The organism is Kitasatospora sp. NPDC053308 (assembly GCF_055585785.1).
In genome coordinates this window covers 419,078-444,864 of the sequence record NZ_JBVJJY010000006.1, presented here as the reverse complement: position 1 = coordinate 444,864, position 25,787 = coordinate 419,078, and the positions used below count along the sequence as shown (strand labels likewise).

The following is a 25,787-nucleotide window of genomic DNA, read 5'->3' as shown; positions in this document are numbered from 1 at the left end:
TCCGGGATTGGTCGGGGCCCGGTCGCACCGCCGCCGGCGGGCTGGGAGGGGGGTGGAGTCCTCGGGGTGTGAACCTCAGGGGGTGCGGGCGAGGTCCGCCGCGCCGACGATGCCCGCGGCGGAGCCCATCGAGGCCAGCACGACCTCGGCGCGCGGGCGGTGCACCCCGCCGGTCAGGTAGTGCTCGAAGGCCTTGGCGACCGGGTCGAGCAGCAGACGGCCGGAGTCGGAGACGCCGCCGCCGAGCACGAAGACGCCCGGGTCGAACAGCGCCGCGAGGTCGGCCATGCCGCGGCCCAGCCAGTCGGCCAGCTCGGCGTAGCACTCCAGGGCGAGCGGGTCGCCCGACTCGGCGGCCTCGGTGATGTGGATGCCGCGGATGGTCTCGGCCACGCCGTCGTTGAGTTCCAGCATCCGGCGCCCGCGCACCGGCTCGGCGGCCGCCTTCTCCCGGCCGTAGCGGCGCAGCGCCCGCCCGGAGCCGTACTGCTCCCAGCAGCCCTTGCCGCCGCAGCCACACGGCAGGCCGTCCGGGACCATGTTGAGGTGGCCGATCTCGCCGGCCACGCCGAAGCGGCCGCGGTGCAGCCGGCCGTCCAGGACGATGCCGCCGCCGATGCCGGTGCCGACGGTGATCAGCACCATGTCCTGGTGGTCGGCGGCCGCGCCGAAGCGGAACTCGGCCCAGGCCGCGCAGTTGGCGTCGTTCTCGACCACCGCGGACAGGCCGGTGAGCTCTTCGATCCGGCCGCGCAGCGGCTCGTTCTCCCAGTCGATGTTGGGCGCGAAGATCACCGTGGAGCGGTTGCTGTCGACGAAGCCGGGGGCGCCGACGCCGACCGCGGTGACGCCGGGGTGCTGCTCCTTGAGTTCGCGCACGGCCTGCGCGATGGCGTCGACCGCCCACTGCGGGTCGGCCGGGGTGGGCACCCTGGTCCGGGCCAGGATCGCGCCCGCCTCGTCGACCACGCCTGCCGCGATCTTGGTCCCGCCGACATCGACGCCGATGGTCAGAGCCATGTGTCCCTCAGCTATTCACTCGTTCCCGCTGGACGGAACGGTACCGCCCAACCATGCCCCCGTACACAGCCTCGCATACATTATCCGAAGACAATCCTGGGACAACTGGGCCGCAATCCTTCAAAAGTCGTATCTAATCTCCTTCTTCGTGACGTATCGGAGCAACGCGATCACCCTCCGAAAGTTACGGTTTCATTGCTTGGCGGACGCCTCGTCAGGCCCGTCCAGGTCGATCTTCTCGGCGGCCGCACCGGGCCCGGCGGTCCAGCGGCCCTCGTGCCCGGCCACCGCGGCGCGGTAGGCGGCCAGCAGCTCGGCGCCCGCGGCGGCGATCCCGGAGCCGGCGGCGGCGAGGTGGGAGTAGACCTCCGGCTGCTGGGTGCGCAGGCGGTCGGCCAGGCCGGACAGGGTGATCAGGGTGGTGGCGCTGGTCTCCTGGGCCTTCTCGCCGAGCGCGGTGGCGAACCGGCGCACCTCGTCCACCAGCGGGCCGAGTTCCGGCCCGAACGGGTGATCCTGAGCCCCGGCGCGGTCCCCGGCGGGCTCGGTGCGGTCCCCGGCGGGCTCGGTGCGGTCGTCGGTGCTGGTCATCGCGGGCGCCTCCTCAGCCGTGGCCGCACCCCGCGGCCCTCCGGCCCGACGCTACCCGACCGCCCGCACGGCCCGTAGGGGCCGGAAAGCCCGGACCGCCCGGACCGCCCGTCCTCGGACGCCGACCGGGGGTGCCGACCGGGGCCCGGCCGGAGCGGCCCGGCCGGGCGGCACGTCAGCCCTGCGGCCAGAGCGCGGGGTCGGGCGCGAACCGCACCGAGAGCACGCCGGCCCGCAGTCCCGCCCCGGCCACCGTGCAGCGGCGCAGCGCGGAGGGCAGCGGGAGCACCCGGCGGTGGGAGCCGAGGCCGACGACCAGGTCGTCGCCCCGGCGGACGAGGTCCAGTTCGGCCCGGTCGGCGCCGGGCAGGTCGAGGTGCCAGACCAGCAGGCCGTCCGCGGCGAGCCGGTCCTCGACCGTCCACGGCGCGGGGTCGAGCCGCTCGGGCCCGGGGCCGTCCCCGTAGAGGCGGTCGGCGACGGCCTCCAGGGTGGCGTCGGCCAGGCCGGTGACCAGGACGGGCGCGTCGGTCTCGGCGGCGAGCCCGGCCAGTTCCTCCTGCCGCCGGTGGGCCAGCGCGGCCAGCCAGGGGTCGGGCGAGGAGGCGGCGGCCTCGGGCAGCGCGCCGTGCACGACCACGGCGTCCGGCCGGTGCCCGTACAGGGCGAGCCCGGCGCGGATGCGGCGCAGCCCCTCGTACGGGTGACCGTCGGCCGGGACGACGAGGCGGACGCTGGTGCCGGGGTCGGTGATCGCGGCCCGGGACTCGGCGAGCGCCGCGGCGGCCTTGGCGCGTCCCTCGTACAGCCAGTCGGCGGGCATCGGGACCCCGGCCAGGCCGGCCAGCAGCGGTCGCAGCGCCCGGGCGGCCTGCCGCTGCTCGGGGACGAGCCGGTCCAGGTAGCGCGTCAGCTGCTCGGGCAGGGCGAGGGTGGCGATCAGTTCGGCGGGCGGCGGGGCCAGCACGACCAGGACGTCCTGGTCGGCGGCGGGCAGGGCGCGCAGCAGGGCGAGCCGGGCGATGCCGGGGAGGGCGGTGAGTTCCTCGGGGTCGAGCTGTTCGGCGCCGAGCAAGTCGAGTGCGGGCTTGAGCCGGCCGGTGAGCTCGCCGACGGCGTAGCGGAAGGCGGCCTGCTCGTCGATCCGGGAGACGGTCAGGCCCGGCGCGTGGCGGAGCGGTTCGGGCTCCAGCCGGGTGCCGAGGACTGAGTCCAGCGCGCGGTGCGGGTCGTCGGCGGCCAGCAGCCAGGTGCGGTGGCCGCGCCGGGCGGCGTGCAGGGCGGTGGCGGCGGCCACCGCGGGCGCGCCCGTGTCGCCGCTGACCAGGATGGTGCGTGTCGCCGTCATGCCGTCGGCCCCCGTTCCGTGCCGTCAGCCCTCGGAGGGCGTCGTGCCGGAGGTTTCCTCGACCCGCTTCTTCAGCCCGGCCAGGGCCCGGTCGATGATGACCTTCTCGGCCTTGCGCTTGATCATGCCGAGCATCGGGATCTTGACGTCCACGGCGAGCTGGTAGGTCACCTCGGTGCGGTTCCCGGCCAGCGGGGCGAGGGTGTACGAGCCGTCGAGCGAGCGGAGCATCTGGCTGCGCACGAGGGTCCAGGAGACCTCGCGGTCGCCGTCCCAGGTGTAGGCGAGGACGTGCTCGTCGCGGATGGCGCCGGCGTCGAGCAGCAGCCGGACCTGGGCGGCGCGGCCGTCCCCGCCGGTCTCCAGGACCTCGATCTCCTTGACCTCGCCGGTCCAGGACGGGTACGCGGCGAAGTCGGCGATCACGGACATGACCGTGGCCGGGGTCGCGTCGATGGTGATGCTCGACCTGGTGTGCTCCGCCATGGAATGGCCCTCCGCGTCGTCACTCTGCCTGCCGGTCCGGCCGGGGCGCGCTCGGCCCGGTCCGCCCGGAGCAGGCTATCGCGCCCGGCGATCGGGTCAGCGGCGCGGGCCGTGCCCCGTGGGCGTCCGCGGGACTCCCGTCCAGGTCGGCCGAGCATGCTACCGACCGGTCACCGGGGGGCTGTCGTAGGGTGCCATTCGAACGACCCGGTCACGGCCTGGTCGGACCCGGCCGGGTGTGACACTTCGAACACCGGGGCCGACCCCCCTGGTCGAAGCTGCCTACCGGGCAGTAACGTCCTGCCGTCCCGCAGCGTCGCGAACGAGGAGCAGTCTTGCTCGACTTCAGCCTTCCGGCCCTCTACCAGGTACCGAGCGGCGGTAACCTCTCCGACCTCGTGCACCAGAACGCCGAGCGGCACCCGGACGTCGCGGTGCTCAGCCGCAAGGTGGACGGCCAGTGGCAGGAGTTGACCGCCGCCCAGTTCCTGGTCGAGGTGCAGGCCGCGGCCAAGGGCCTGATCGCCGCCGGCATCCGCCCCGGGGACCGCGTGGGCGTCATGTCCCGGACCCGCTACGAGTGGACGCTGCTGGACTTCGCGATCTGGTCGGCCGGCGCCGTCACCGTGCCGGTGTACGAGACCTCCTCGGCGGAGCAGGTCGAGTGGATCCTCGGTGACTCCGGCGCGGTCGCCGTGCTCACCGAGACCGACCAGCACGCCGCGGTGGTCGAGGAGGTCCGCGGCCGCCTGCCGGAGTTGAAGCACACCTGGCAGATCGAGCGCGGCGCGATCGCCGCGCTGGCCGAGGCGGGCCGCGAGGTCCCGGACGAGACCGTCGCCGAGCACCGCGCCACGGCCGGTTCCGACTCGATCGCCACCATCGTCTACACCTCGGGCACCACCGGCCGCCCGAAGGGCTGTCAGCTGACCCACGGCAACTTCCTGGCCGAGTGCGGCAACGTGGTGGAGCGCCTCGCCCCGCTGTTCCGCACCGGTGAGAGCTCCGTCCTGCTCTTCCTGCCGCTGGCCCACGTGCTCGCCCGGATCGCCGAGATCGCCCCGGCGATGGCCCCGATCAAGCTCGGCCACGTCTCCGACATCCGGGACGTCACCGCCGAGCTGGCGGCCTTCAAGCCGACCCTGATCCTGGGCGTGCCCAGAGTCTTCGAGAAGGTCTACAACACCGCCCGCGCCAAGGCCCAGGCGGACGGCAAGGGCAAGATCTTCGACAAGGCCGCCGAGACCGCGATCGCCTACAGCCGGGCGCTGGACGCCGGCGGCGCGGGCCTGGTCCTGCGGCTCAAGCACGCGGTCTTCGACAAGCTGGTCTACAGCAAGCTGCGCGCCGCCCTCGGCGGCCGGGCCACCCACGCCATCTCCGGCGGCGCCCCGCTCGGCGAGCGCCTGGGCCACTTCTACCGGGGCATCGGCTTCACCGTCCTGGAGGGCTACGGCCTGACGGAGACCTGTGCGGCCACCGCCTTCAACCCGTGGGACAAGCCGAAGATCGGTACGGTCGGCCAGCCGGTGCCGGGGGCCTCGGTCCGGATCGCCGAGGACGGCGAGGTCTTCTTCAAGGGCCCGCACGTCTTCACCGGCTACTGGAACAACCCGCAAGCCACCGCCGACACCCTCAAGGACGGCTGGATCGCCACCGGCGACCTCGGCTCGCTGGACTCCGAGGGCTACCTGACCATCACCGGCCGCAAGAAGGAGATCATCGTCACGGCCGGCGGCAAGAACGTCGCCCCGGCCGTGATCGAGGACCGGATCCGGGCCCACGCCCTGGTCGGCGAGGTCATGGTGGTCGGCGACCGCAAGCCCTTCATCGCCTGCCTGATCACCGTCGACCCGGACTTCTTCCCGAAGTGGAAGGAGCTCAACGGCAAGCCCGCCGACGCCACCGTCGCCGACCTCGCCGCGGACCCGGACCTGCTGGCCGCCCTGCAGTCCGCCGTGGACGACGGCAACGCGGCCGTCTCGCACGCCGAGGCGGTCAAGAAGTTCCGCCTGCTGGACACCGAGTTCTCCGAGGAGAGCGGCCACCTGACGCCCTCGCTGAAGCTCAAGCGCAACGTCGTGCTGAAGGACTTCGCCGCCGACATCGAGGCCCTCTACCAGAAGTGACCGGCACCGCGCGCCGGCCGCAGACGACGACGGGCCCCGCCTCCCCAGGAAGGAGGCGGGGCCCGTCGTGGCGCGGGCCGGGCCCGCGGCCCTCAGCCCTCCAGCAGTGAGGTGAGCCGTCCGGCCAGCAGGTCCCAGCGCCAGGAGCGCTCCACCCACCGCCGACCGGCCTCGCCCATCCGCCGGCGCAGTTCCTCGTCCCGCAGCAGCCGGACGATCCGCTCGGCCGTCGCCGGGGCCGAGCCGCCGGGCACCACGTACCCGGTCTCGCCCTCCAGCACCGCGTCCGGGGCACCCCCGGAGTCCCCCGCGACCACCGGCAGGCCGGTCGCCGAGGCCTCCAGGTAGACGATGCCCAGGCCCTCGACGTCCAGCCCCCCGCGCCTGGTCCGGCAGGGCATCGCGAAGACGTCCCCGGCACCGTAGTGGGCGGGCAGTTCCTCCCACGGCACCGAGCCGGTGAACCGGACCGAGTCCCGTACGCCCCTGGCGTCCGCCAGCTTCTCCAGGTCCGCCCGGTACGGGCCGCCGCCGACGATCAGCAGCACGGCGTCCGGCACGTCGGCGAGGATCTGCGGCATCGCCTCGATCAGGGTGTCCTGACCCTTGCGCGGCACCAGCCGGGAGACACAGACCACCACCGGCCGGTCCGCCAGCCCGAGCCGGCGTCTGACCTCGGCGCCCCCGGAGTCCGGGTGGAAGGCCGTCTCGTCCACCCCCGGAGGCAGCTGCACCATCCGGTCCGCGGCCTGCGGCCCCACCGCGGCGGCGATCCGGGAGCGGGTGTACTCGCCCAGGTAGGTCAGCACGTCGGTGCCCGCGCCGATCCGGCGCAACAGCTGCCGGGAGACCGGAAGCTGGGCCCACGCGGCCTCGTGCCCGTGGGTCATGCCGAGCAGCCGCCCGGCCCCGGCCCGGCGCAGCGCGGGCGCCATCAGGCCGAGCGGCGCGGCGGCGCCGAACCAGACCGAGTCGCACTTCTCGGCGCGCAGGATCTCGGCGGCCCGCCGGGTCACCCGGGGTGTGGGAACCATCACCTTCGTGCGGTCCCGGATCACCGGGAACGGCTGCTCGGCGTCGAAGCGCCGCACCTCGCTGCCGTCCCGCCAGGTCGAGGCGTACACCACCACGCTCCCTGCGGGCTGACGGACGGCCATGTTGTGGACGAAGGCCTGGATGCCCCCCGGACGCGGCGGGAAGTCATTGGTGACGATCAAGGTTCTGTGCATCGGGCCACGGCTCGCTCGGTCGGGGGGTGCGCGGTGTACCGCTGGGTGATCCGTACGATAGGTCAACACCATGACCCGCCGGGAACGGAACCGTGCACGGCAACCGTTTGACCCCCGGGTCAGTCCTAGTACCTAGGCCGCCGCACCAGAACGCGGCCCGGGCGTCCGTCGGTACGACGCCTCCGGTGGGGACGTCCGAGACGAACGAGGGAGCGCAGTGGAATTGGCCCCGGCCACCGAGCCCGGTTCTTCGCGCGGCCGTCTCGGCCGCCCGCTCGGGGCGCTCGCCGCTCTCGGCGCGACCTGGGTGGCCACCCGCACCCTGCTGGTGCTGCTGGTCACCGGCGTGCTGAAGCCGCCCGGCGGTGACGTCACCGCCGACGTGTGGATGATCTACCACGCCTGGTACGGGGTGCTGCAGACCGGCACCTTCCCGTTCGACGACGTCACCTGGCAGTACCCGCCGGGCGCCGCCCTGGTGATCCTGCTACCGGGCCTGCTGCCCTGGTCGTACCTGGTCTCGTTCTGGGTGATCTGCGGGATCGCCGACGCCGCCGCGGCCGCGCTGCTGGTCCGTACCGGCCTGCGCCGGGGCCGGGCGCTGACCGGCGCCTGGATGTGGGTGGTGGGCGTCCCGCTGCTCGGCCCGATGATCTACAACCGCTTCGACGTCATCGTCACCGCGGTCGCCCTGGCCGGGCTGCTGGCGCTGATCCGCCGCCCGGCCGTCGGCGGGCTGCTGCTCGGCCTGGGGGGCATCGTCAAGGTCTGGCCGCTGCTCGGCCTGATCGGCACCCCCTCCGGCCGCCGTACCCGCCGTTCCTGGACGCTCGCGGGGGCCACCGCGGTCTCGATCGGCTTCCTGCTCGCGGCGGGCATGAACGGCGCCTTCGACTTCCTGACCTTCCAGAAGGAGCGCGGCATCGAGGTCGAGTCGGTCGGCGCGCTGCCGCTGCACCTCGCCCGGATCGCCGGCGGCTGGGACGGCAAGGTCACCATGAACTACGGCTCCCCCGAGATGCTCGGGCCGTGGGTCCCGGTGGTCAGCAAGGTGATGATGGCCGGCACCGTGCTGGGCTTCCTCTGGCTGCTGCTGTGGCGCTTCACCTCCCAGCGCCGCAACGCGGCCACCATGTACGACGCGGCGCTCTGCGCGCTGCTGGTCTTCGTGGTGACCAGCCGGGTGATCAGCCCGCAGTACCTGGTGTGGCTGGTCGGCGTCGCGGCGGTCTGCCTGACCGTGCGCGGCACCAGCCAGCGGCCGGTGGCCCTGCTGATCCTGCTCGCCTGCCCGCTGACGCTGGTCGAGTTCCCGACCATGTTCACCCAGGTCCTGGCCAGCGACCCGGCCGCGATCGCCGTCCTGGCGGCGCGCAACCTGCTGCTGGTGGCCGCCACCGTGCTCTCCTGCCTCCGGCTCTGGCGCTCCACCCGCGGCGAGGCGCCGCTGCCGGCGACCGTGGTGCTGGACCGCGAGCCCGCCGCGCTGCCGGCCTCCGGCTACCCGGTGCGTCCGGGCATCGCGTACGAGCAGGACCTGCTGGACGGCATCGACCGTCCCGGCGCACCGGCCGAGCAGCGGCGCTGAGCCGGTCTCCCCGGGGGCGGCGGGGGGTGTCGGCAGGTCGGCGGGTTGGCGGTGCCAGGGGACGTTCGGTGGGCGTCCGGCGGGCGTCCCGGGGGCATCAGTCCTTCAGTGCCGCCACCTCGGCCAGCCACAGCCGGGTGAACTCGACCAGGCCGACGCCCAGTTCGACCCGCAGCAGCCGGTCCGTACGGCGCTCGCGGTCCTCGCCCGATCCGTCGGCCGCGCCGACCGCCCGGTAGAAGGCGACCAGCCGTTGCGGGCCGTAGCGGCGGGCGATCAGCTCGCAGGCCAGCCAGGACTGCTCGTAGGCCTGGGCGATGCCGGTGGCACCGGCGGCGAAGGCCCGGTCCTCCGGCAGGTCGGCGGGCAGCCGCCCGGCGGCCACGTCCCGGGCCAGCTCGGGGGCGATCTGCTGGGGGCCGCGGCCGGAGTCGCGGTAGGCGGTCCAGTCGGCGACGCCCTCGGAGAGCCACAGCGGTGTCCACGGCCTGGTGTCGGACCTGGTCGCGACATGGGTGGCCTCGTGCGTGACGACCACCTGCCGGCCGAAGCCGCTGAGCCGCCCGTACGCCTCGGGGTTGACCAGCACCCGGTCCGCCGGGGTGTGCCGGGGCGCGCCGGGGGCCGCCACGGTGACCGCCGCCATGCCGGACCAGGCGGCCGGGTCGCCCTCCAGCAGCCGGGCGAACTGCTCCTCGGTGGCAGGCAGTTCGAGCAGCAGTCGGCCGGCCCAGGCGTCACCCCAGACCTCCTCGACCGCGGGCACCGCCCGGTCCCCGACGGCGACCAGCCCGGCCGGGTCGGGGCCGTCGGCCGAGCCGAGCACCAGGCAGCGCTCGCCCGCCGCCGACCGCGCCGGCCCGAAGTCCCACAGCGCCGGCGGCCCGCTCGCGCTTTCCTCGCGCTCGACCCGCCAGCCGTCCCGGGCCCGGGCCAGCTCGATCCGGCGCGGGTACACCACGGGGTCGTCGTCGTACCCGGCGATCCGCACCGCCAGGTCGGCCGCGGCGGTCAGCCGGTCCGGCCCGCCGCCCGCGTCGAGCACCACCAGGTTGCGGTACGCCGCCGAGGCCACCGGCAGCCCCGACCGGGCGGCCAGCGAGCGCGCCCGCTCCGCGAGCACCGCCGCCGCCTCCGTCCGCCGGTCGGCCTCCTGCCGGGCCGGTGCCGCCGCCGGGGCGAGCGGCGGCAGCGACAGCTGGGCCAGCCCTCCGGCGGCGAGCAGCAGCGCACCCCGCCGGGACAGCCCGCGGCGGGGTATGGGCACGGGGTCGGGTCCGGCGGTGCCGGACGGCGACGCGCTCAGAGCCGGACCACCCCCGAGACCGGCATGGCGTTGACGCTCTCGTAGCGCACCTTGGCGCCCGGGTAGGGGGCGTGCACGATCACACCGCCGCCGGCGTACATGCCGACGTGGTGCATGTCCCGGTAGAAGATCACCAGGTCTCCCGGTCGCGCTTCGGAGAGGTTGACCCGCTGGCCGGCGTACGCCTGGGCCTGCGAGGTGCGCGGCAGGGTCACTCCGGCCTGCCGCCAGCTGTAGTACATCAGACCGGAGCAGTCGAACGAGCGGGGCCCGGTGGAGCCGTAGACGTACGGGGAGCCGATCATGCGCACCGCGGCGGCCAGCGCCGCCGCGCCGCGCTCGGAGGCGGGCGGGGTGGTGCCGAGGTCCAGCCGGTCGAGGCCGCGGGTGGCGCGCTGCTCGGCCTCCCGGGCGTCCTGGGCGGCCATCCGGGCCCGCTCGGCGCTGCCCAGGCTGTTGAGCAGCTTCTGCGCCGCGGCCAGCCGCTGCTGGATCTGCTGCTTGCTGTCGGCGAGCGAGCGGCGGGCCTCCTCCAGCTCCGCGAGCTTGGCGGTCGCCTCGGTGCGCCGCTGGTCGAGCCGGCGCTGGCGGGTGACCAGCTCGTGCAGCGTCTCCTGCTGCCGCTCCGAGGCCTGGCTCATCGTCCGGGCGCGGGCGAGGTAGCCCTCCGGGTCGGGGGACAGCATCAGCTGGGCGGTCTGGTTCATCCCCCCGCCGCGGTACTCGGCCCCGGCCACGGTCGCCAGGTCGCCGCGCAGCTCGTTGAGCTGGTCCTGGGCGACGGCGATCTCGCCCTGCAGGATCGTGGTCTCGCCCTGGAGCCTCCGCTGGGCCTCCTGGGCGGCGTTGTACTTCTCCGACGCCTGCTCGGCCTCGTCGTAGAGCTGCTCGACCTGCGCCTTGACGTCCTTGCGGTCCGCCGGGTCCGGGCTGCCGGGGGCGGCCTGGGCGCTGCCGCTGGTCGCCACGCCCAGCGCGGTGGTGGCTGCCGCCGTCAGCACCAGCGCACGGGCGAGCAGTTGGGAACGGCGGTGCACGGGCATGGCGGCAGCGGCTCCAATCCTGCGGCGCGGTCCCGCCGCCGCACCACTGCGCGCGGTCCTCAGCGGGAGTCCGGTGGCAGACGTTAGCGAGTCCGGGCAAGCGAGTCCAAACCCCTCCGGACCCGAATATTCGACCCCTAATCGGACATCAGCCCGAGCCGCCGGCAAAGCCGCAGGCCCGGCCTTCCGTGACGGAAGACCGGGCCTGGTGGCGCGGAGCGGGGGTCAGACCCGCACGATGCCGGACAGCGGCATGTTGGTGACGGCCTCGTAGCGGACCGACGCGCCCGGCTTGGGCGCGTGCAGCACCTGGCCGCCGCCGGCGTAGATGCCGACGTGGTGGGCGTCCGAGTAGAAGATCAGCAGGTCGCCGGGCTGGGCCTGGGACAGGTCGGTGCCGATCCGGGTGCCGGCGTGGGCCTGCTCCTGCGAGGTGCGCGGCAGCGAGACGCCGACCTGGTTGAACGCCCAGACCATCAGGCCGGAGCAGTCGAAGGAGCTCGGGCCGGTGGCGCCCCACACGTACGGGCTGCCGATCTTGGACGCGGCGGCGGACAGCGCGGCGGCACCGCGCGAGCTGCCGGGCGCCGGCGGCTTGGCGACCGGCGTGGAGGTCGGCGTGGAGAGGTCGCTGCGGCCGTTGTCGCGCGAGGCGCGGTCGGCGGCCTGCTGCTGCGCCTTCGCGGCGTCGGCCTGGGCCTTGGCGTCGGCGGCGGCCTTCTCCTCCGCCGCGCGCAGCGCCTGGCGCTCCTGCTCGGTCAGGGTGTTGAGCAGGTCCTGGGCGGCCTTCAGCTTGTTCTGGACCTCCTCCTTGGAGGCCTTCAGCTGCTGGGTGGTGGACTCCAGCTCGGCGAGCTTGCCCTGGGCCTCGGTGCGGTCCTGGTCGAGCTTGCGCTGCTGCTCCTGGAGTTGCTTCAGCTGGTTCTTCTGGGTGTCCCCGGCCTGGTTCAGCGCACCGGCCTGGTTGAGGAAGTTGTCCGGGCTGGACGAGAACATCAGCTGGACGGTCGGGGATATCCCGCCGTTGCGGTACTGCTCCCCGGCGATCTCGGCGAGGCCGCCCTGCAGGTCGGTCACCTGGGCCTGCTGACGGGCCACCTGGTCCTGCAGGCCGGCGACCTGCTTCTCCAGGGCCTGCTGCTTCTCCTGGGCGGCGTTGTACTGCTCGGTCGCCACCTCGGCCTGCTCGTTGAGCTGGTCGACCTGCTCCTTGACCTGGTCCTTGGTCGGCTGCGGGTCGGCGTGGGCGCCGGACTGCGCGGAGAGCGCGACGGCTGCCGCGGCGACGCCGGTCAGGATCGAGACGCGGGCACGACTCGCGGGCTTGGGACGACGATGGGACGCCACGAAGGCGGACTCCTTCTTCCTACGTCCGCCTACCGGGTGAGCTGACGGGTTCGGGCCGGAAGCATGCCCTACGACGCCTCACGGCCGTTCCACCGGCCGACCTGGCGCCGATTCACCCCGGAGGAACGTGGTTCCCCGGCTCCGCTCCGCAGCGCCCCCGACCACTGGGCTCCCCTGTCGGCAGTCGCTTCGACCTGCCCCGCTGCCTTGCGAACTCGGCGGTAACCACCGCCGCCACCCCTTGCTGGGTGATCGACAGTGCGGTGGTTCGGGGCACGACCCTAGTAACTGAACCGTGATCGGTTCAAATCCTTGTCAGAAAAAAGACGGAAGATTACCCAAGTTCTTTTGTGAAAATGACCGATGGTGACCGCCGCCGCACGCAAGGCTGATCAGGCCTCACCCCGGAGCCGTGAAACGCTCGAAAACCCGGACGCCACCCCCTGCGGAGGGTGGCGCGGATCACAGCCCCCGGACAGCGGCCCGGCGGCGTGTCGGGGTGTCAGACCCGGCGGATCGTGTTGATGGGCATCGCATCGGCCTTCATCACCTTCACCACGTCACCGGTGTGCGGCGCGTGGACCACCATGCCGTTGCCGATGTACATCCCGACGTGGTGCATGTCGGCGCCGTAGACGACCAGGTCGCCGGGCTGGGCCTGGTCCAGCGAGGGCACCCGGGTGCCGTAGTGGCCCTGCTCCTGGGAGGTGCGCGGCAGCGAGACGCCGGCCTGGCCGTACGACCAGACCATCAGGCCCGAGCAGTCGAAGGTGGTCGGCCCGGTGGCGCCCCACACGTACGGCGACCCCTGCTTGCTCATCGCCTTGGCCACGGCCACGGCCGCGTAGCCGCTGGCCGGCGGCAGGCTGCTCAGGTCGACCCGGTCGCTGCCGCGCGAGGCGCGGTCGTCCTGCGCCTGCTGGGCCTTCAGCGCGGCGCGATCGGCGGCGCTGAGCGAGTTCAGCAGGTCCTGGGCCGCCTTCAGCTTGGTGTTGACGTCCGCCTTGGCCTGGTTCAGGTCCTTGGTGGTCGCGTCCAGCGAGGCCAGCACGGCGGCCGCCTCGGCCTTCTCCTGGTCCAGCCGGCGCTGCTGGTCCAGCAGGCCCTTGAGCGCCTCGGCCTGGGTGGTGCTGGCCTGCTGGACGGTGGAGGCCTTGTCCAGGTAGCCGGACGGGTCGGAGGAGAGCATCAGCTGGACGGACGGGTCGATGCCGTTGGTGCGGTACTGCTCGCCCGCCACCTCGGCCAGACCGCTCTGCAGCTGGGCCATCTGCTCCTGGCCGCGGGCCACCTGGTCCTGCAGCTGGTCGGCCTGCTTGCGCAGCTGGTCGGCCCGCTCCTTGGCGCCGTTGTACTTCTCCGCCGCCTGCTCCTGCTCCTCCTGGAGCTGGTCGATCTGCGCCTTGACGTCCGTTTTGTTCGGCTGCGGCGCGGCGTGCGCCGCCACCTGGGCGGAGAGGGCGACCGCGGTCGCAGCGGCAGCGGTGAGCACGGAGATCCGCGCGCGGCTCGGCTGCTTGGGACGGCGGTGGGAGGCCAAGGACCGGCTCCTTCTTCCATCGGACTCACCCGATTGGATGAGATTCCGGAAAATAGGTTTGACGCCAGACCCTAGTGAAGATCTACCCGTTTTGCCACTCCCCCGAAGGCGTGAACTCGGTTTCCCACACTGACTTCACGGGACCCGCACACGACCGCGAACCCGCTTCTGACCAGGCGTCATGCCGCCCCCGACACTCAGGGCCGGGCCAGCCGGTTCAGCAGCAACACCGAGGCCACCGGGCGCGCGCCCGCCTTCCGCACGCCCTCCGCGACCTCCCGGTCGGCGGACACCACCACCACCGGACGCCCCTGCGGCTCGGCCCGCACCAGACGGCGGATCAGCTCGTCCGCGGTCTCCCCGGTCCGGCTGAACCGCACCCGCACCCCGCGCGGCGGCGCCATGATCACCGGCACGTCCAGGTCCTGCCCGTCGAACACACAGGTGACCTCCGCCTGCGTGCGCTGGGCCAGCATCGCCAGCCCACCCAGCAGCCGGATCCGCTGCTGCTCCAGCGGAAGCGTCGGATAGCCGGTCTTGGTCACGTTGTAGCCGTCCACCACCAGGTGCACCTGCGGGATCGCCAGCAGCTGGTCCAGCAGCGCCGGGTCGTCCTCGGCCAGCCCCCGCCGCGCCACGTCGTGCGGCGAGGCCGCCCCCGGCACCACCGCCTCCACCAGGTCCGCGGGGCGGATCTGGGACACCGGCAGCGCCAACTCCCGCTGCAGCCCCTGGGCCGACTGCAGCACGGTGTCCAGCAGCAGCCGCAGCCGCATGTCCTCCACGCTGCGTCCCTCGCGGGCCGACCGGCGGCCCTGCTCGGCGGCGTTCTCCAGCTCGGAGACCCGGTGCCGTAGCCGGCGCGCCTCGGTCTCGGCCGCGGAGCGCTCCGCCGCGCCCTGGGCCTTCGCGGCCTCCAGCTCGCCGGCCAGCCGGCGCGTCTCGGCCTGCGCCCGGCGGGTGTCGCTCTCCAGCGAACGCACCTTCTTGCGCAGCGACTCGGCCTCCCGCCGGACGCCCTCGAACTCCGCGCGCTGCCGCTCCAGGTCCGCGCGCGCGGCGGCCCGCACCTCGGCCAGCTCGGCCTGCAGCTTCTCCACCAGCCGGGCCGCCTCCGCGGCGGCGTCCTCGGCGCCGGCCCGCTCGGCCTCCTCGCCCGCCTCGGCGACCAGCCGGCTCCAGCCCGCCGAGCGCACCAGGTAGGCGGCGGCCGCGACGTCCATCGGATCGGCGGCCCCCGGGACGGTGCCCGACTCCAGGGCGCGCACCAGGTCCGGCTGCCCCAGCCGCAGCCGCTCCGCTATCCGCAGCCGGAAGGCCGGCTCCGCCTCCAGCGCCGCCGCCAGCGCGGTCGCCGCGTACTTGGCCCGCCGCGCGGGGGTGAACTTCACGTACTGACGCAGGCTCTGCGGGAGCTCCCCCGGCGGCAGCCCGCCCAGCGCGTCCGAGGCCAGCCCGACCACCCGTCGGCGCACGCCCTCGGGCAGCGGCCGGTCCAGCTTCTCCACGGCCCGCTCGGCCGGGACCCCCGCGGAACCCTCGGAACTCTCGGAACCCTCGGGACCCTGGGAACCCTCGGAGCGCCCGGAGCGCTCGGAGCGCTCGGACCCGTCTGCGCCCGCGGGCTCGACCGCTCCGGACGCGGCGCTCTCCGTCGGGCCCGTCCCCGGGTCCGACGCCTGCGCCTGCGCAGCGGGCGGAAGTCCCTGCGCTTCGCCGGGCTCCTTCGCTGCGTCCACCACGTCCTCGGCTCCGATCCTGTTCCGGCGGGGTACGGCCGCGACCGCCCCCTGTCGTCACGCTCCGTGCGTCTTGTCTGTTCTGTATTGTCCCGTGCGGCGGACGGGCGCGCCGCGCACCGCCCACCGCCCGTACCGGGATCAGCCCTGCTCGGCAGGGGCCTCCACGTCCTCGGCACCCGGCCGGGCCACCAGCTCGACCTGGTCCACGGCGTTGCACCAGCGGCACCGGACCGACTCGACGGTCTCGCTCAGCACCTCGGTCTCCTCGACCTTGGAATCACCGGCCAGGTCGAAGTGCAGGAACTCCGTCACCCGCGCGGTGCGGGTCACGTCGAACCGGGTCAGGTTGCCGCACAGGGTGCAGCGCCAGCGCGTCTCGGGGGTCAGGGCGGGGACGGTCATCGGGGGTCCTCTCGGGTGGTCCCTGCGTGGGCGAGGCGCTCCCCCCGGAGCCCCGGCGTCGGCGGCGGGAGGCGGGAATGCCCGGCCCAAGCCTATTGCCTGGGGCAACCATCACGACCACCGGTCAGCGGAATACCGGGGCTAGTCCACCTGCCGTAAACCGCCGTGTCACCTGCGGCGCCCCGAGGGATGCTTGGCCGCATGGCGCTCGCGGCCCCCGACCACACCGCCGAGCGGGGCGATCGGCCGCAGGCGCCCGCCCCGGTGGTCACCTACGGCCTCATCGCGGTCAACACCCTGGTCTTCCTGCTCGGCCCGGCCGCCGGGCTCAACCCGCTGTACGGCACCGGCCAGGCCCGGGTCTGCGCGGAGCAGCGGTACGAGCAGCGCTGGGGCGCCGTCCCGGCCGAGCTGCTGACCGGGCGGGCGCTGACCGCCGCACAGCTGGCCGAGGCCCCGGAGCCCGTCCCCGGCTGCCCGGCCGCCCCGACCCCGGGCAAGCACCCGGCGCTGTCCGCCCTCACTGGCCTCTTCCTGCACGCCGGCTGGCTGCACCTGCTGGGCAACCTGCTCTTCCTCCACGTCTTCGGCCCCACCGTGGAACGGCGTGTGGGGCGGGCCCGGTACGCCCTCTTCTACCTGGCCGTCGGCAGCCTGGCCGCGTACGGCTTCGCGCTCGCCGAGGCGCACTCGCCGGATTCCACCCGGGTGCTCATCGGAGCCTCCGGCGCGATCTCCGGCGTCCTGGGCGCCTACCTGCGCTTCCATCCGCGCGCCCGGGTGACCACGCTCGTCCCGCTGCTGTTCTTCCTGCCGCTGCGCTTCCCGGCCTGGCTGGTGCTGGGCCTCTGGTTCGCCCTGCAGTGGTGGTCGGTGCACGCGGCGGGCCCGGGGGTGGCCTACCTGGTCCACGTGATCGGCTTCTCGGCCGGTTTCCTGTACGCCTGCACGGTGGTCCGCCACCCCTCGAGACGACCGGGCTGACGCCCGATACGCTGGCGGCACCCCACGAAGGAGCCCGAACAGTGATCACCGCCATCGTCCTGATCAAGACCAGCGTCGACCGCATCCCGGAGATCGCCGAAGCCATCGCCGCCATCGAGGGCGTCAGCGAGGTGTACTCGGTGACCGGCGGCTACGACCTGGTGGCGATGGTCCGGGTGCGCCGTCACGACGACCTGGCGGAGGTCATCCCGGGCCGGCTCAACAAGGTCCCGGGCGTGGCCCACACCGAGACCCAGATCGCCTTCCGCACCTACTCCCAGCACGACCTGGAAGCCGCCTTCGCCCTCGGCCTGGACGAGTGACGACGAGCAGCGGGGCGGCTCAGCCCTCGCGGCGGCTCAGTCGGCGGCTCAGCCCTACCGTCGGCTGTCCGCGACGCAACGGCCGCCCTCGTTGCGGTAGTTCCACGCCGCGCCGTCCGTGACCAGCTCCCGGACGGCGGTCAGGAAGCGGTCGACGTGCTCGTCCGGCGTCCCGGCGCCGAAGCTCACCCGGATCGCGTTCAGGCTGCGCTCGCCCGGCAGCGACGGCTCCGGCGCGCCGCACTCGGACGGGGCGACGTCCTCGTCCCCGAGCAGGGTCCGCACCAGCGGGTGGGCACAGAACAGGCCGTCGCGCACCCCGATGCCGTACTCGGCGGACAGCGCGGCCGAGAAGTGCGAGCTGTTCCAGCCCCGGACGACGAAGGACAGCACGCCGACCCGGGCCGAGCCCTCCCCGAACAGGTTCAGCACCTTGACCTCCGGGATCCGCGCCAGCCCGGCGGTCAGCCGCTCGACCAGCTGCCGCTCCCGCGCCTCCAGCGCGTCGAAGCCGGCCTCCCGCAGCGCCCGGCAGGCCGAGGCGATCGCGTAGGCGCCGATGACGTTCGGCGAGCCGGCCTCGTGCCGGGCCGGGCCGGTCTGCCACTGCACGGCCACCGAGCCGTCGGCCTCCCGGGCCACCGTCCGGGTCGCCCCGCCGCCGGCCAGGTACGGCTCGGCCGCGTCCAGCCAGTCCGCCCGGCCGGCCAGCACCCCGGCGCCGAACGGCGCGTAGAGCTTGTGGCCGGAGAAGGCGATCCAGTCGACGCCGAGCTCGCGCACCGAGACCCGGTGGTGCGGGGCCAGCTGGGCGGCGTCCAGCACCACCCGGGCGCCGTGCCGGTGCGCCGTCCCGGTCAGCTCGGCGACCGGCCACAGCTCGCCGGTCACGTTGGAGGCGCCGGTGACGCAGAGCAGCTTCGGCCCCTCGGGCGCCCCGGCGAGCGCGGCGTCCAGGGCGGCCACCGCCTCGGCCCGCGAGCGCGGGGCCCGCAGGTAGGTGACGTCCAGTCCGGCGTGCGCCCAGGGCAGCAGCGAGGCGTGGTGCTCGGTCTCGAAGGCGAACACCCGGGTGCCGGCCGGGACGGCGGCGGCCAGCAGGTTGAGCGAGTCGGTGGTGGCGCGGGTGAAGACCACCTGGTCGCCCTCGCGCAGGTCGAGGAACTCGGCCACGGTGCGGCGGCTCTGCTCGAAGAGGTCGGTGGACAGCTGCGACAGGTACCCGGCGCCGCGGTGCACGCTGCCGTAGTACGGCGCGTACGCGGCGACGTCGTCCCACACCCGCTGCAGCGCCGGCGCGCTGGCCGCGTAGTCGAGCGCCGCGTAGCCGACCTTCTCCCCGCTGGCGAGCGGGACCTGGACGTCGGCGCCCAGCACGGCGAGCGGGGCGAGGACCTCGGTGGAGGCGGAGGTGGAGAGGGAGAGGGACATCGGGATGCACTCCTTCACGGGGTAGGGGACCCCGGGAGTGCAAGTCGTCGGGCGTCCGCGCTTGTCGCACGGACGGTTTGCCGTGGCGACCCGGTCCTCACCCAGGGCACCCCGCCACGGACGGAGGGTTGCCGGACAGCAAGCTGGGGCTTGTCGCTGCCACTCATGACCTGGCGATGACTCTAGGTCGCGTCCGCCGGGTGGTCAAACGACCATCCACCATCCGGACAGCTGCCACTCGCCCGCTCGCCCCGCCGGTGGCTCCCCGCTCTCGGCACCGGCGCGACCCTTCGACTCCAGGCAGCGCGGCCGACAGCCCGGGGGCCCGCACCGGCGCACCGGCACGGGCCCCCGACGACCGCGTCAGTTCCGGCTGGTGGCCTCCGACCAGCGCCGCAGCAGCTCCTGCGCGGCACCCGAGTCGATGGCCTCGGCGGCCCGCGCCATGCCCGCGGCGAGCTGCTCCGCCAGCGGTGCCTCGCCCAGGTCGAGCGCGACCAGCGCGGCCGCCGTGTTGAGCAGGACGGCGTCCCGGACCGGCCCGTGCTCCCCCGCCAGCAGCCGGCGCGCGACCTCGGCGTTGTACGCCGGGTCCCCGCCGCGCAGCGACTCGATGCCGACCAGCTCGATGCCGACGTCGCGCGGGTCGAAGGAGGTCTCGGTGACCACGCCGTCGCGCACCACCCACACCTGCGAGGTGGTGGTGATGGTCAGCTCGTCCAGCCCGTCGTCGCCGCGGAAGACCAGCGCCGTCGAGCCGCGCCGGGCGAGCACCCCGGCGATCAGCCCGGCCAGCCGGGTGTCGAAACAGCCGATCGCGTGGGAGGTGACCCTGGCCGGGTTGGTCAGCGGGCCGAGGATGTTGAACGCGGTCGGCACTCCGAGGTCGCGCCGGGCGGTGGCGGCGTGCCGCATCGAGGGGTGGAACTTCGCCGCGAAGCAGAAGGTGAGCCCGACCTCGTCGGCCACCTCGGCGACCCGCCGGGCGGAGAGGTCCAGCGCCACGCCGAGCTTCTCCAGCACGTCCGAGGAGCCGCTGGACGAGGAGGCGGCCCGGTTGCCGTGCTTGACCACCTTGGCGCCGGCCGCCGCGGCGACGATCGCCGACATCGTGGAGATGTTGACGGTCTTCGCCCGGTCGCCACCGGTGCCGACGATGTCCACCGCCGGGCCGGGGATGTCCAGCGGCTCGGCGTGCGCGTACATCGCGTCCACCAGACCGGTGACCTCGTCGACCGTCTCGCCCTTGGCCCGCAGCGCGACCATGAAGCCGGCCACCTGGACGGGGGACGCCTCGCCGCTCATGATCCGGTCCATCGCCCACGCGGTGGACGAGCGGTCGAGGTCCTCCCCCTTCAACAGCGCCGCAAGGAGGTCCGGCCAGGAGCGGACCACCTGCGCGGGGTCGCTACCGCCGTTCGCAGGGTTCACGTTCACCATGGCTGACTCCAGCTGTTGTCGGTTCCCCCGGGCTCCGGAGGACGTCCGTACGGATGGAGTCAGCCTATCGAGCGGCGCGGCCCCTACGGCCCCGTCTTCTCTGGATCTGAGACGCCCCTGCTCAACGGGCCGTCGGGCCCGCTCCGCTCAACGGGCCGTCGGGCCCGCTCCGCTCAACGGGCCGCCGGGGCCCGCTTCGCCAGCCGCGCCCGCAGCAGGGTGGCGACCGCCTCGGCCAGCGCCACCGGCTCCACCGGGTGGGAGATCGCCGCGTCGGCCCGGCTCCAGGCGGCGAGCCAGGAGTCCTGCGGCCGGCCGATCAGCACCAGCACCGGGGGGCAGCCGTAGATCTCGTCCTTCAACTGGCGCCCGAGCCCCAGTCCACCGGCCGGCACCGCCTCGCCGTCCAGCACGCAGAGGTCCACGCCGCCCTTCTCCAGTGCCTTGAGCACCGCGGGGGTGGTCGCGCACTCCAGGTAGGACAGCTCCGGAAGATCCTCGGCGGGCCGGCGGCCGAGCGCCGTCAGCACCTGCTCGCGGGTGTTGCGGTCGTCGCTGTAGACGAGGACGGTGAGCGTCTCATCGGTCGTGTACGCCATGGACCCTGCTCCCTCAAGTGTGATCCGGACCACGTTCGCCTGATCCGGATGCTACTCCCGATCACCCGCCGCCGAGCCCCCCTCGCGCACCTTCCTCCTCAAGCCGCCGCGCCCGGCGCTCACCCGGCCGGCGGAGGGCCCGTCACCCGGAGCCGCGCGGTCCACCCGTACGGCCGACCCGGGCGCCGCTCCCCTACCTCTCCCGGCTACTCCGACCGTGCAACGACGCGCCGGGCAACGGGGTCGCGGGCCGCTCCGAGGAACCGTCAGAAAAGGGACACGCCGCTGCTCAGCCCCCGTCCGGGCACCCCGCCGCCCCCCAAGCGGGCATACCGCACGCACCGGACACTCCGAGGGACACCCCCCGGCGTGAAGACGGAATAAGGGACCGACATAATGTCCGTCGTGGCGACAGCAACAGCAGTAGAAACCGGGCACGCGCACGGATCGGTCAACCGGCCGAACATGGTCAGCGTCGGAACGATCGTCTGGCTCAGTTCCGAGTTGATGTTCTTCGCGGCCCTCTTCGCGATGTACTTCACGCTCCGCTCCGTCAAGGGAGCCGAGTTCTGGACCGAGAAGGCCCACGCCCTCAACGTGCCCTTCTCCTCGGTCAACACCACGATCCTGGTGCTCTCCTCGCTCACCTGCCAGCTCGGTGTCTTCGCTGCCGAGCGCGGTGACGTGAAGAAGCTCCGGGCGTGGTTCATCCTCACGTTCGCAATGGGCGCGATCTTCATCGGCGGCCAGGTGTACGAGTACACCGACCTGGTCAAGGAGGACGGCCTGTCCCTGTCCTCCGACCCGTACGGCACGGTGTTCTACCTGACCACCGGCTTCCACGGCCTGCACGTGACGGGTGGTCTGATCGCCTTCCTGCTGGTCCTGGGACGGACGTACGCAGCCAAGCGCTTCACGCACGAGCAGGCCACCGCCGCGATCGTCGTGTCGTACTACTGGCACTTCGTCGACGTCGTGTGGATCGGCCTGTTCGCGACCATCTACCTGATCAAGTAACCAGCTGATCAGGTCGCTGGCCACCGGCTGCGGCCCCCGCCCTCACCGGCGACGGGCCGCTTCTGCCGGTGCCGACGCTCCCACCGACCGACCGCGCGCGCAGCCCTAGACAGGCCGCCTCGTGCCGGCCAGACCGGCCGCCGGGTGCACCCACCAGTCGACCAGATCCTGACACCGGGGTTATTCCGTGAAAAAGCTCTCCGCACGACGGCGCCACCCATTGGCGGCGCTGGTCGTCCTACTTCTCGCCCTGGCGGCAACCGGGGGGCTGTACGCCGCGTTCGCGCCCGCCGACAAGGCGCAGGCCGACGTCGCCGCGCAGTCGCTCGCGATCGATGAGGGCAAGAAGCTCTTCGCCGTCGGTTGCTCCTCCTGCCACGGCCTGAACGGCCAGGGCAGCAGTGACGGTCCGAGCCTGGTCGGCGTCGGCTCCGCCTCCGTCGACTTCCAGGTCGGCACCGGCCGCATGCCGGCCCAGCAGCCCGGCGCCCAGGTGCCGCGCAAGAAGAACATCTACTCGCAGGCCGAGATCGACCAGCTCGCCGCCTACGTCGCCTCCCTCGGTCCCGGCCCGGTGACCCCGAAGGAGGAGCAGTACACCTCGACCAACCCCGAGGACATCTCCAAGGGTGGCGAGCTGTTCCGCACCAACTGCGCCCAGTGCCACAACTTCGCCGGCCAGGGCGGTGCCCTGACCAAGGGCAAGTACGCCCCGTCGCTGGAGGGCGTGGACGCCAAGCACATCTACGAGGCCATGCAGACCGGCCCGCAGAACATGCCGTCGTTCCCGGACACCACCATGCCCGAGGAGCAGAAGAAGCAGATCGTGGCCTTCGTCCGCCACACCACTAGCGAAGAGCCCAACCCCGGTGGTCTCACGCTGGGCAGCCTCGGTCCGGTGACCGAGGGTCTGTTCGGCTGGATCTTCGGTCTCGGCACGCTCATCGCGGTCGCGATCTGGGTCGCCGCCCACACCACCAAGGCCAAGAAGTCATGAGCCACGACATGTCAGAAGAGAAGCTCCCGGAGTCGCACGGCTCCGCCGGCGAGGTGGCCGAGCACGGCAACCCGTTCGCCGACCCGGGCCTGCCGGCCCACGAGCCCCGTCGCACCGACATCGACGAGCGGGCCGCCAAGCGCGCCGAGCGCCAGGTCTCGCTGATGTTCGTGGTCTCGATGATCGCCACCGTCGGCTTCATCGCCTCGTACGTGGCCATCGACCCGGACAAGATCGTCTACATCTTCCCGCTGGGCCACGTCAGCGCGCTGAACTTCGCGCTCGGCCTGACCCTGGGCGTCGCCCTCTTCATGATCGGCGCGGGCGCGGTCCACTGGGCCCGCACCCTGATGTCGGACGTCGAGCTGCCGGCCGAGCGTCACCCGATCGAGGCCTCCGACGAGGTCCGCGCGGACGTCATCGACCAGTTCAAGACCGGTGCCGCCGAGTCCGGCTTCGGCCGCCGGAAGATGATCCGCAACACCCTCATCGGGTCGATGGCGCTGGTCCCGCTCTCCGGCGTGGTCCTGCTCCGCGACCTGGGCCCCCTCCCGGAGAAGAAGCTCAAGGAGACCGGCTGGAAGGAGGCGACGGAGACCAAGCCCCTGCAGCTCGTCAACATGAACACCATGCAGCCGATGAAGCCCGAGGACGTCCTCGTCGGCTCGCTGACGTTCGCCATGCCGGAGGGCCTGTCCACGCACGACGAGGACTTCCAGCAGCGGATCGCCAAGGACGCCCTGATGCTGGTCCGCATCGCGCCGGAGGACATCAAGGACGAGAAGTCCAAGGAGCTGGGCTTCGAGGGCATCCTCGCCTACTCCAAGATCTGCACCCACGTCGGCTGCCCGATCAGCCTGTACGAGCAGCAGACCCACCACGCGCTCTGCCCCTGCCACCAGTCGACCTTCGACCTGGCGGACGGCGCCCGCGTCATCTTCGGCCCGGCCGGCCACCCGCTGCCGCAGCTGAAGATCACCACTGACGAGAAGGGCAACCTGGTCGCCACCGGCGACTTCGAGAAGCCCGTCGGCCCGAGCTACTGGGAGCGTGCTCGATGAGTAGCGCGAGCAGCACCAAGACCGGTGCCGCCAAGCCCTCCAGCACGCGCGCCAATCCCGCCAACAAGTGGGAAGCGGCTGCTGACTGGACGGACGGCCGGCTGGGGATCTACTCCCTCGCCAAGGCCAACCTGCGGAAGATCTTCCCGGACCACTGGTCCTTCATGCTGGGCGAGATCTGCCTCTACTCGTTCGTCATCATCATCCTGACCGGCGTCTACCTGACGCTGTTCTTCAAGCCCTCCATGGGCGAGGTCATCTACAACGGCTCGTACGTCCCGCTCAAGGGCATCGGCATGTCCGAGGCGTACGCGTCGACGCTGGACATCAGCTTCGAGGTCCGCGGCGGTCTGCTGATCCGTCAGATCCACCACTGGGCCGCCCTGGTCTTCGTGGCCGCGATGCTCGTGCACATGATGCGCGTGTTCTTCACCGGCGCGTTCCGCAAGCCGCGCGAGATCAACTGGGTCTTCGGCTTCCTGCTGCTGGTCCTGGGCATGTTCGACGGCTTCTTCGGCTACTCGCTGCCGGACGACCTGCTGTCGGGTACCGGTATCCGCTTCATGGAAGGCGCGATCCTCGCCGTCCCGCTGGTGGGCACCTACCTGCAGATGTTCCTGTACGGCGGCGAGTTCCCCGGCCACGACATCATCCCGCGGTTCTTCACCATCCACGTGCTGCTGATCCCGGGCATCATGCTCGGCCTGCTGGTAGCGCACCTGATCCTGGTCTTCTACCACAAGCACACCCAGTGGGCGGGCCCGGGCAAGACCGAGAAGAACGTCGTCGGCATGCCGCTGATGCCGGTCTACATGGCCAAGGCCGGTGGCTTCTTCTTCCTGGTCTTCGGCATCATCGCCGCCATCTCGGCGATCGCCTCGATCAACCCGATCTGGGCCTACGGCCCGTACCGTCCGGACCAGGTCTCCACCGACGCCCAGCCCGACTGGTACATGGGCTTCTCCGAGGGCCTGATCCGCGTCATGCCGGGCTGGGAGATCAGCCTGTGGGGCCACACCCTGAACCTGGGTGTCTTCGTCCCGCTGATGATCTTCCCGCTGGTCCTGGTCGCGATCGCGGTCTACCCGTTCATCGAGGGCTGGATCACCGGCGACAAGCGCGAGCACCACATCCTGGACCGTCCGCGCAACGCCCCGGTCCGCACCGCCCTGGGTGCCGCCTGGATCAGCCTGTACCTGGTGCTGCTGATCGGTGGTGGCAACGACCTGTTCGCCACCCACCTGCACCTGTCGATCAACTCGATCACCTACTTCGTCCGCGTCGGCTTCTTCGTGGTCCCGGTCGTCGTCTTCATCGTCACCAAGCGCTGGTGCCTCGGCCTCCAGCGCCGTGACAAGGAGAAGGTGCTGCACGGCCGCGAGACGGGTGTCATCAAGCGCCTGCCGCACGGCGAGTTCATCGAGGTGCACGCGCAGCTGCCGCAGAAGGACCTGTACAAGCTCACCGCGCACGAGCAGAACCAGCCGATCGAGCTGCCGGCCCAGACGGACGAGAACGGCGTGGCCCGCAAGGCCGGCGTCCTCACCCGCACCCGGGCCAAGCTCTCCCGCGGCTACTACGGCGAGGGCGGCCAGATCCCCAAGCCGACCGCCGAGGAGCACCACGAGATCACCAGCGGCCACGGCCACCACTGATCCCGTACCGCGTCACCCCGAGGGCCGCCGACCAGAGTTCACCTGGTCGGCGGCCCTCGGGCTTTCCGCATCCGCCAGCCCCGTACCAGCCCGCGCCCCAGGAGCCTCCCGTGCAGCTCTCCGTCGACCCCGCGTCCGCCACTCCCCCGTACGAGCAGATCCGCGCCCAGATCGCCGAGCGGGCCCGCAGCGGGGAGCTGCCGGCCGGGCTGAAGCTGCCCACCGTGCGGGCCCTGGCCGAGGAGCTGGGGCTGGCCGCCGGCACCGTCGCCCGGGCCTACCGGGAGCTGGAGGCCGACGGCGTGGTGGAGACCCACGGCCGGCGCGGCACCCTGATCGCCGCCGCCGGGGACACCGCGCACCGGCTGGCCGCGGCGGCCGCCGGCGAGTACGCCGAGCGCGCGACCCGCCTCGGGCTCTCCCACGCGGACGCCCTGGCCGCCGTGGTCACCGCCCTGGGGCTGGCCTACCCCGAGGCCTGACGGGGCCGGTGGGGCGGCGCCACGCCC

The 25,787-nt window shown here is 72.9% G+C and carries 23 protein-coding genes and 2 riboswitches; of the genes, 9 read left to right on the top strand and 14 right to left on the bottom strand.

What is annotated here, in order from left to right; translation table 11 throughout:
• Window positions 1-75: 75 nt before the first annotated feature.
• From ACZ6Y7_RS17455 to ACZ6Y7_RS17440, 4 genes are all read right to left on the bottom strand, one after another.
• Window positions 76-1,020: an ROK family glucokinase gene (locus ACZ6Y7_RS17455; RefSeq protein WP_465758739.1), complete on the bottom strand. Its 945-nt coding sequence runs from the start codon at window positions 1,018-1,020 to the stop codon at window positions 76-78.
• 192 nt (window positions 1,021-1,212) lie between these two features.
• The gene (locus ACZ6Y7_RS17450; RefSeq protein WP_465758738.1) at window positions 1,213-1,611 is read right to left on the bottom strand and encodes a DUF5304 family protein; all 399 of its coding nucleotides are present in this window, start codon (window positions 1,609-1,611) and stop codon (window positions 1,213-1,215) included.
• 175 nt (window positions 1,612-1,786) lie between these two features.
• Window positions 1,787-2,959: an ArsA family ATPase gene (locus tag ACZ6Y7_RS17445; protein ID WP_465758737.1), complete on the bottom strand. Its 1,173-nt coding sequence runs from the start codon at window positions 2,957-2,959 to the stop codon at window positions 1,787-1,789.
• 24 nt (window positions 2,960-2,983) lie between these two features.
• A complete protein-coding gene (locus ACZ6Y7_RS17440; protein ID WP_465758736.1) occupies window positions 2,984-3,445 on the bottom strand; it encodes an SRPBCC family protein in 462 nt (153 codons plus the stop codon).
• 335 nt (window positions 3,446-3,780) lie between these two features.
• Here ACZ6Y7_RS17440 and ACZ6Y7_RS17435 point away from each other — a divergent pair, with 335 nt between their 5' ends.
• Window positions 3,781-5,574 (top strand): AMP-dependent synthetase/ligase, encoded by a 1,794-nt coding sequence (locus tag ACZ6Y7_RS17435; protein ID WP_465758735.1) that lies wholly within the window; start codon window positions 3,781-3,783, stop codon window positions 5,572-5,574.
• A gap of 92 nt (window positions 5,575-5,666) precedes the next feature.
• Here ACZ6Y7_RS17435 and ACZ6Y7_RS17430 read toward each other — a convergent pair whose 3' ends face one another.
• On the bottom strand, window positions 5,667-6,803 hold the full coding sequence (locus tag ACZ6Y7_RS17430; RefSeq protein WP_465758734.1) for a glycosyltransferase family 4 protein: 1,137 nt from the start codon (window positions 6,801-6,803) through the stop codon (window positions 5,667-5,669).
• Window positions 6,804-7,020: 217 nt separating this feature from the next.
• Between ACZ6Y7_RS17430 and ACZ6Y7_RS17425 the strand changes: the two genes are divergently transcribed.
• Window positions 7,021-8,391: a glycosyltransferase 87 family protein gene (locus tag ACZ6Y7_RS17425; RefSeq protein ID WP_465758733.1), complete on the top strand. Its 1,371-nt coding sequence runs from the start codon at window positions 7,021-7,023 to the stop codon at window positions 8,389-8,391.
• A 97-nt stretch (window positions 8,392-8,488) separates the two neighbouring features.
• Here ACZ6Y7_RS17425 and ACZ6Y7_RS17420 read toward each other — a convergent pair whose 3' ends face one another.
• The 6 genes from ACZ6Y7_RS17420 to ACZ6Y7_RS17395 all read right to left on the bottom strand — a co-directional run bounded on the left by ACZ6Y7_RS17420 (window position 8,489) and on the right by ACZ6Y7_RS17395 (window position 15,771).
• Window positions 8,489-9,658: a hypothetical protein gene (locus tag ACZ6Y7_RS17420; protein ID WP_465758732.1), complete on the bottom strand. Its 1,170-nt coding sequence runs from the start codon at window positions 9,656-9,658 to the stop codon at window positions 8,489-8,491.
• Between the two features lie 35 nt (window positions 9,659-9,693).
• A complete protein-coding gene (locus ACZ6Y7_RS17415; RefSeq protein WP_465758731.1) occupies window positions 9,694-10,740 on the bottom strand; it encodes a C40 family peptidase in 1,047 nt (348 codons plus the stop codon).
• A gap of 225 nt (window positions 10,741-10,965) precedes the next feature.
• Window positions 10,966-12,087: an NlpC/P60 family protein gene (locus ACZ6Y7_RS17410; protein WP_465758730.1), complete on the bottom strand. Its 1,122-nt coding sequence runs from the start codon at window positions 12,085-12,087 to the stop codon at window positions 10,966-10,968.
• A 10-nt stretch (window positions 12,088-12,097) separates the two neighbouring features.
• Window positions 12,098-12,251, bottom strand: a riboswitch (cyclic di-AMP (ydaO/yuaA leader).
• A gap of 338 nt (window positions 12,252-12,589) precedes the next feature.
• A complete protein-coding gene (locus tag ACZ6Y7_RS17405) occupies window positions 12,590-13,627 on the bottom strand; it encodes a C40 family peptidase (protein ID WP_465758729.1) in 1,038 nt (345 codons plus the stop codon).
• Between the two features lie 197 nt (window positions 13,628-13,824).
• Window positions 13,825-15,135, bottom strand: a complete 1,311-nt coding sequence (locus ACZ6Y7_RS17400) for an NYN domain-containing protein (protein WP_465758728.1) — start codon at window positions 15,133-15,135, stop codon at window positions 13,825-13,827.
• A gap of 372 nt (window positions 15,136-15,507) precedes the next feature.
• Window positions 15,508-15,771, bottom strand: coding sequence for a hypothetical protein (locus ACZ6Y7_RS17395; protein WP_465758727.1), 264 nt, complete (start codon window positions 15,769-15,771; stop codon window positions 15,508-15,510).
• A 201-nt stretch (window positions 15,772-15,972) separates the two neighbouring features.
• On the opposite strand from ACZ6Y7_RS17395, the gene ACZ6Y7_RS17390 reads away from it, so the two are divergent.
• Together ACZ6Y7_RS17390 and ACZ6Y7_RS17385 are read left to right on the top strand one after the other, a co-directional pair.
• Window positions 15,973-16,755, top strand: coding sequence for a rhomboid family intramembrane serine protease (locus ACZ6Y7_RS17390; RefSeq protein ID WP_465758726.1), 783 nt, complete (start codon window positions 15,973-15,975; stop codon window positions 16,753-16,755).
• A 41-nt stretch (window positions 16,756-16,796) separates the two neighbouring features.
• Window positions 16,797-17,078: an Lrp/AsnC ligand binding domain-containing protein gene (locus ACZ6Y7_RS17385; protein WP_030240061.1), complete on the top strand. Its 282-nt coding sequence runs from the start codon at window positions 16,797-16,799 to the stop codon at window positions 17,076-17,078.
• A gap of 54 nt (window positions 17,079-17,132) precedes the next feature.
• On the opposite strand, the gene ACZ6Y7_RS17380 is transcribed toward ACZ6Y7_RS17385, so the two are convergent.
• From ACZ6Y7_RS17380 to ACZ6Y7_RS17370, 3 genes are all read right to left on the bottom strand, one after another.
• Complete coding sequence (locus tag ACZ6Y7_RS17380) at window positions 17,133-18,509, bottom strand: aminotransferase class V-fold PLP-dependent enzyme (protein ID WP_465758725.1); 1,377 nt, start codon at window positions 18,507-18,509, stop codon at window positions 17,133-17,135.
• A gap of 52 nt (window positions 18,510-18,561) precedes the next feature.
• A riboswitch (SAM riboswitch) is annotated at window positions 18,562-18,680 on the bottom strand.
• Between the two features lie 192 nt (window positions 18,681-18,872).
• The gene (trpD, locus tag ACZ6Y7_RS17375; protein ID WP_465758724.1) at window positions 18,873-19,949 is read right to left on the bottom strand and encodes an anthranilate phosphoribosyltransferase; all 1,077 of its coding nucleotides are present in this window, start codon (window positions 19,947-19,949) and stop codon (window positions 18,873-18,875) included.
• Between the two features lie 173 nt (window positions 19,950-20,122).
• Window positions 20,123-20,548 carry a response regulator gene (locus ACZ6Y7_RS17370; protein ID WP_402223459.1) on the bottom strand — a complete coding sequence of 142 codons (426 nt, stop codon included), beginning with the start codon at window positions 20,546-20,548 and terminating at the stop codon, window positions 20,123-20,125.
• 396 nt (window positions 20,549-20,944) lie between these two features.
• Here ACZ6Y7_RS17370 and ctaE point away from each other — a divergent pair, with 396 nt between their 5' ends.
• The 5 genes from ctaE to ACZ6Y7_RS17345 all read left to right on the top strand — a co-directional run bounded on the left by ctaE (window position 20,945) and on the right by ACZ6Y7_RS17345 (window position 25,760).
• Window positions 20,945-21,565: an aa3-type cytochrome oxidase subunit III gene (gene ctaE / locus ACZ6Y7_RS17365; RefSeq protein ID WP_465758723.1), complete on the top strand. Its 621-nt coding sequence runs from the start codon at window positions 20,945-20,947 to the stop codon at window positions 21,563-21,565.
• 187 nt (window positions 21,566-21,752) lie between these two features.
• Window positions 21,753-22,562 carry a cytochrome bc1 complex diheme cytochrome c subunit gene (qcrC, locus tag ACZ6Y7_RS17360; RefSeq protein ID WP_465758722.1) on the top strand — a complete coding sequence of 270 codons (810 nt, stop codon included), beginning with the start codon at window positions 21,753-21,755 and terminating at the stop codon, window positions 22,560-22,562.
• 8 nt (window positions 22,563-22,570) lie between these two features.
• Window positions 22,571-23,623, top strand: a complete 1,053-nt coding sequence (qcrA, locus tag ACZ6Y7_RS17355) for a cytochrome bc1 complex Rieske iron-sulfur subunit (protein WP_465758721.1) — start codon at window positions 22,571-22,573, stop codon at window positions 23,621-23,623.
• Window positions 23,620-25,278 carry a cytochrome bc1 complex cytochrome b subunit gene (qcrB, locus tag ACZ6Y7_RS17350; RefSeq protein WP_465758720.1) on the top strand — a complete coding sequence of 553 codons (1,659 nt, stop codon included), beginning with the start codon at window positions 23,620-23,622 and terminating at the stop codon, window positions 25,276-25,278. The genes qcrA and qcrB overlap by 4 nt, the downstream gene beginning before the upstream one ends.
• A 110-nt stretch (window positions 25,279-25,388) precedes the next feature.
• A complete protein-coding gene (locus ACZ6Y7_RS17345) occupies window positions 25,389-25,760 on the top strand; it encodes a GntR family transcriptional regulator (RefSeq protein WP_465758719.1) in 372 nt (123 codons plus the stop codon).
• Window positions 25,761-25,787: the final 27 nt, after the last annotated feature.

Coding starts and splice junctions, on each gene's coding strand:
- ACZ6Y7_RS17430 (WP_465758734.1), bottom strand. CDS start 6,803: ATGCACAGAACCTTGATCGTCACCAATGACTTCCCGCCGCGTCCGGGG.
- ACZ6Y7_RS17445 (WP_465758737.1), bottom strand. CDS start 2,959: ATGACGGCGACACGCACCATCCTGGTCAGCGGCGACACGGGCGCGCCC.
- ACZ6Y7_RS17415 (WP_465758731.1), bottom strand. CDS start 10,740: ATGCCCGTGCACCGCCGTTCCCAACTGCTCGCCCGTGCGCTGGTGCTG.
- ACZ6Y7_RS17455 (WP_465758739.1), bottom strand. CDS start 1,020: ATGGCTCTGACCATCGGCGTCGATGTCGGCGGGACCAAGATCGCGGCA.
- ACZ6Y7_RS17370 (WP_402223459.1), bottom strand. CDS start 20,548: ATGGCGTACACGACCGATGAGACGCTCACCGTCCTCGTCTACAGCGAC.
- ACZ6Y7_RS17440 (WP_465758736.1), bottom strand. CDS start 3,445: ATGGCGGAGCACACCAGGTCGAGCATCACCATCGACGCGACCCCGGCC.
- ACZ6Y7_RS17380 (WP_465758725.1), bottom strand. CDS start 18,509: ATGTCCCTCTCCCTCTCCACCTCCGCCTCCACCGAGGTCCTCGCCCCG.
- qcrB (WP_465758720.1), top strand. CDS start 23,620: ATGAGTAGCGCGAGCAGCACCAAGACCGGTGCCGCCAAGCCCTCCAGC.
- qcrA (WP_465758721.1), top strand. CDS start 22,571: ATGTCAGAAGAGAAGCTCCCGGAGTCGCACGGCTCCGCCGGCGAGGTG.
- ACZ6Y7_RS17395 (WP_465758727.1), bottom strand. CDS start 15,771: ATGACCGTCCCCGCCCTGACCCCCGAGACGCGCTGGCGCTGCACCCTG.
- ctaE (WP_465758723.1), top strand. CDS start 20,945: ATGTCCGTCGTGGCGACAGCAACAGCAGTAGAAACCGGGCACGCGCAC.
- ACZ6Y7_RS17450 (WP_465758738.1), bottom strand. CDS start 1,611: ATGACCAGCACCGACGACCGCACCGAGCCCGCCGGGGACCGCACCGAG.
- trpD (WP_465758724.1), bottom strand. CDS start 19,949: ATGGTGAACGTGAACCCTGCGAACGGCGGTAGCGACCCCGCGCAGGTG.
- ACZ6Y7_RS17390 (WP_465758726.1), top strand. CDS start 15,973: ATGGCGCTCGCGGCCCCCGACCACACCGCCGAGCGGGGCGATCGGCCG.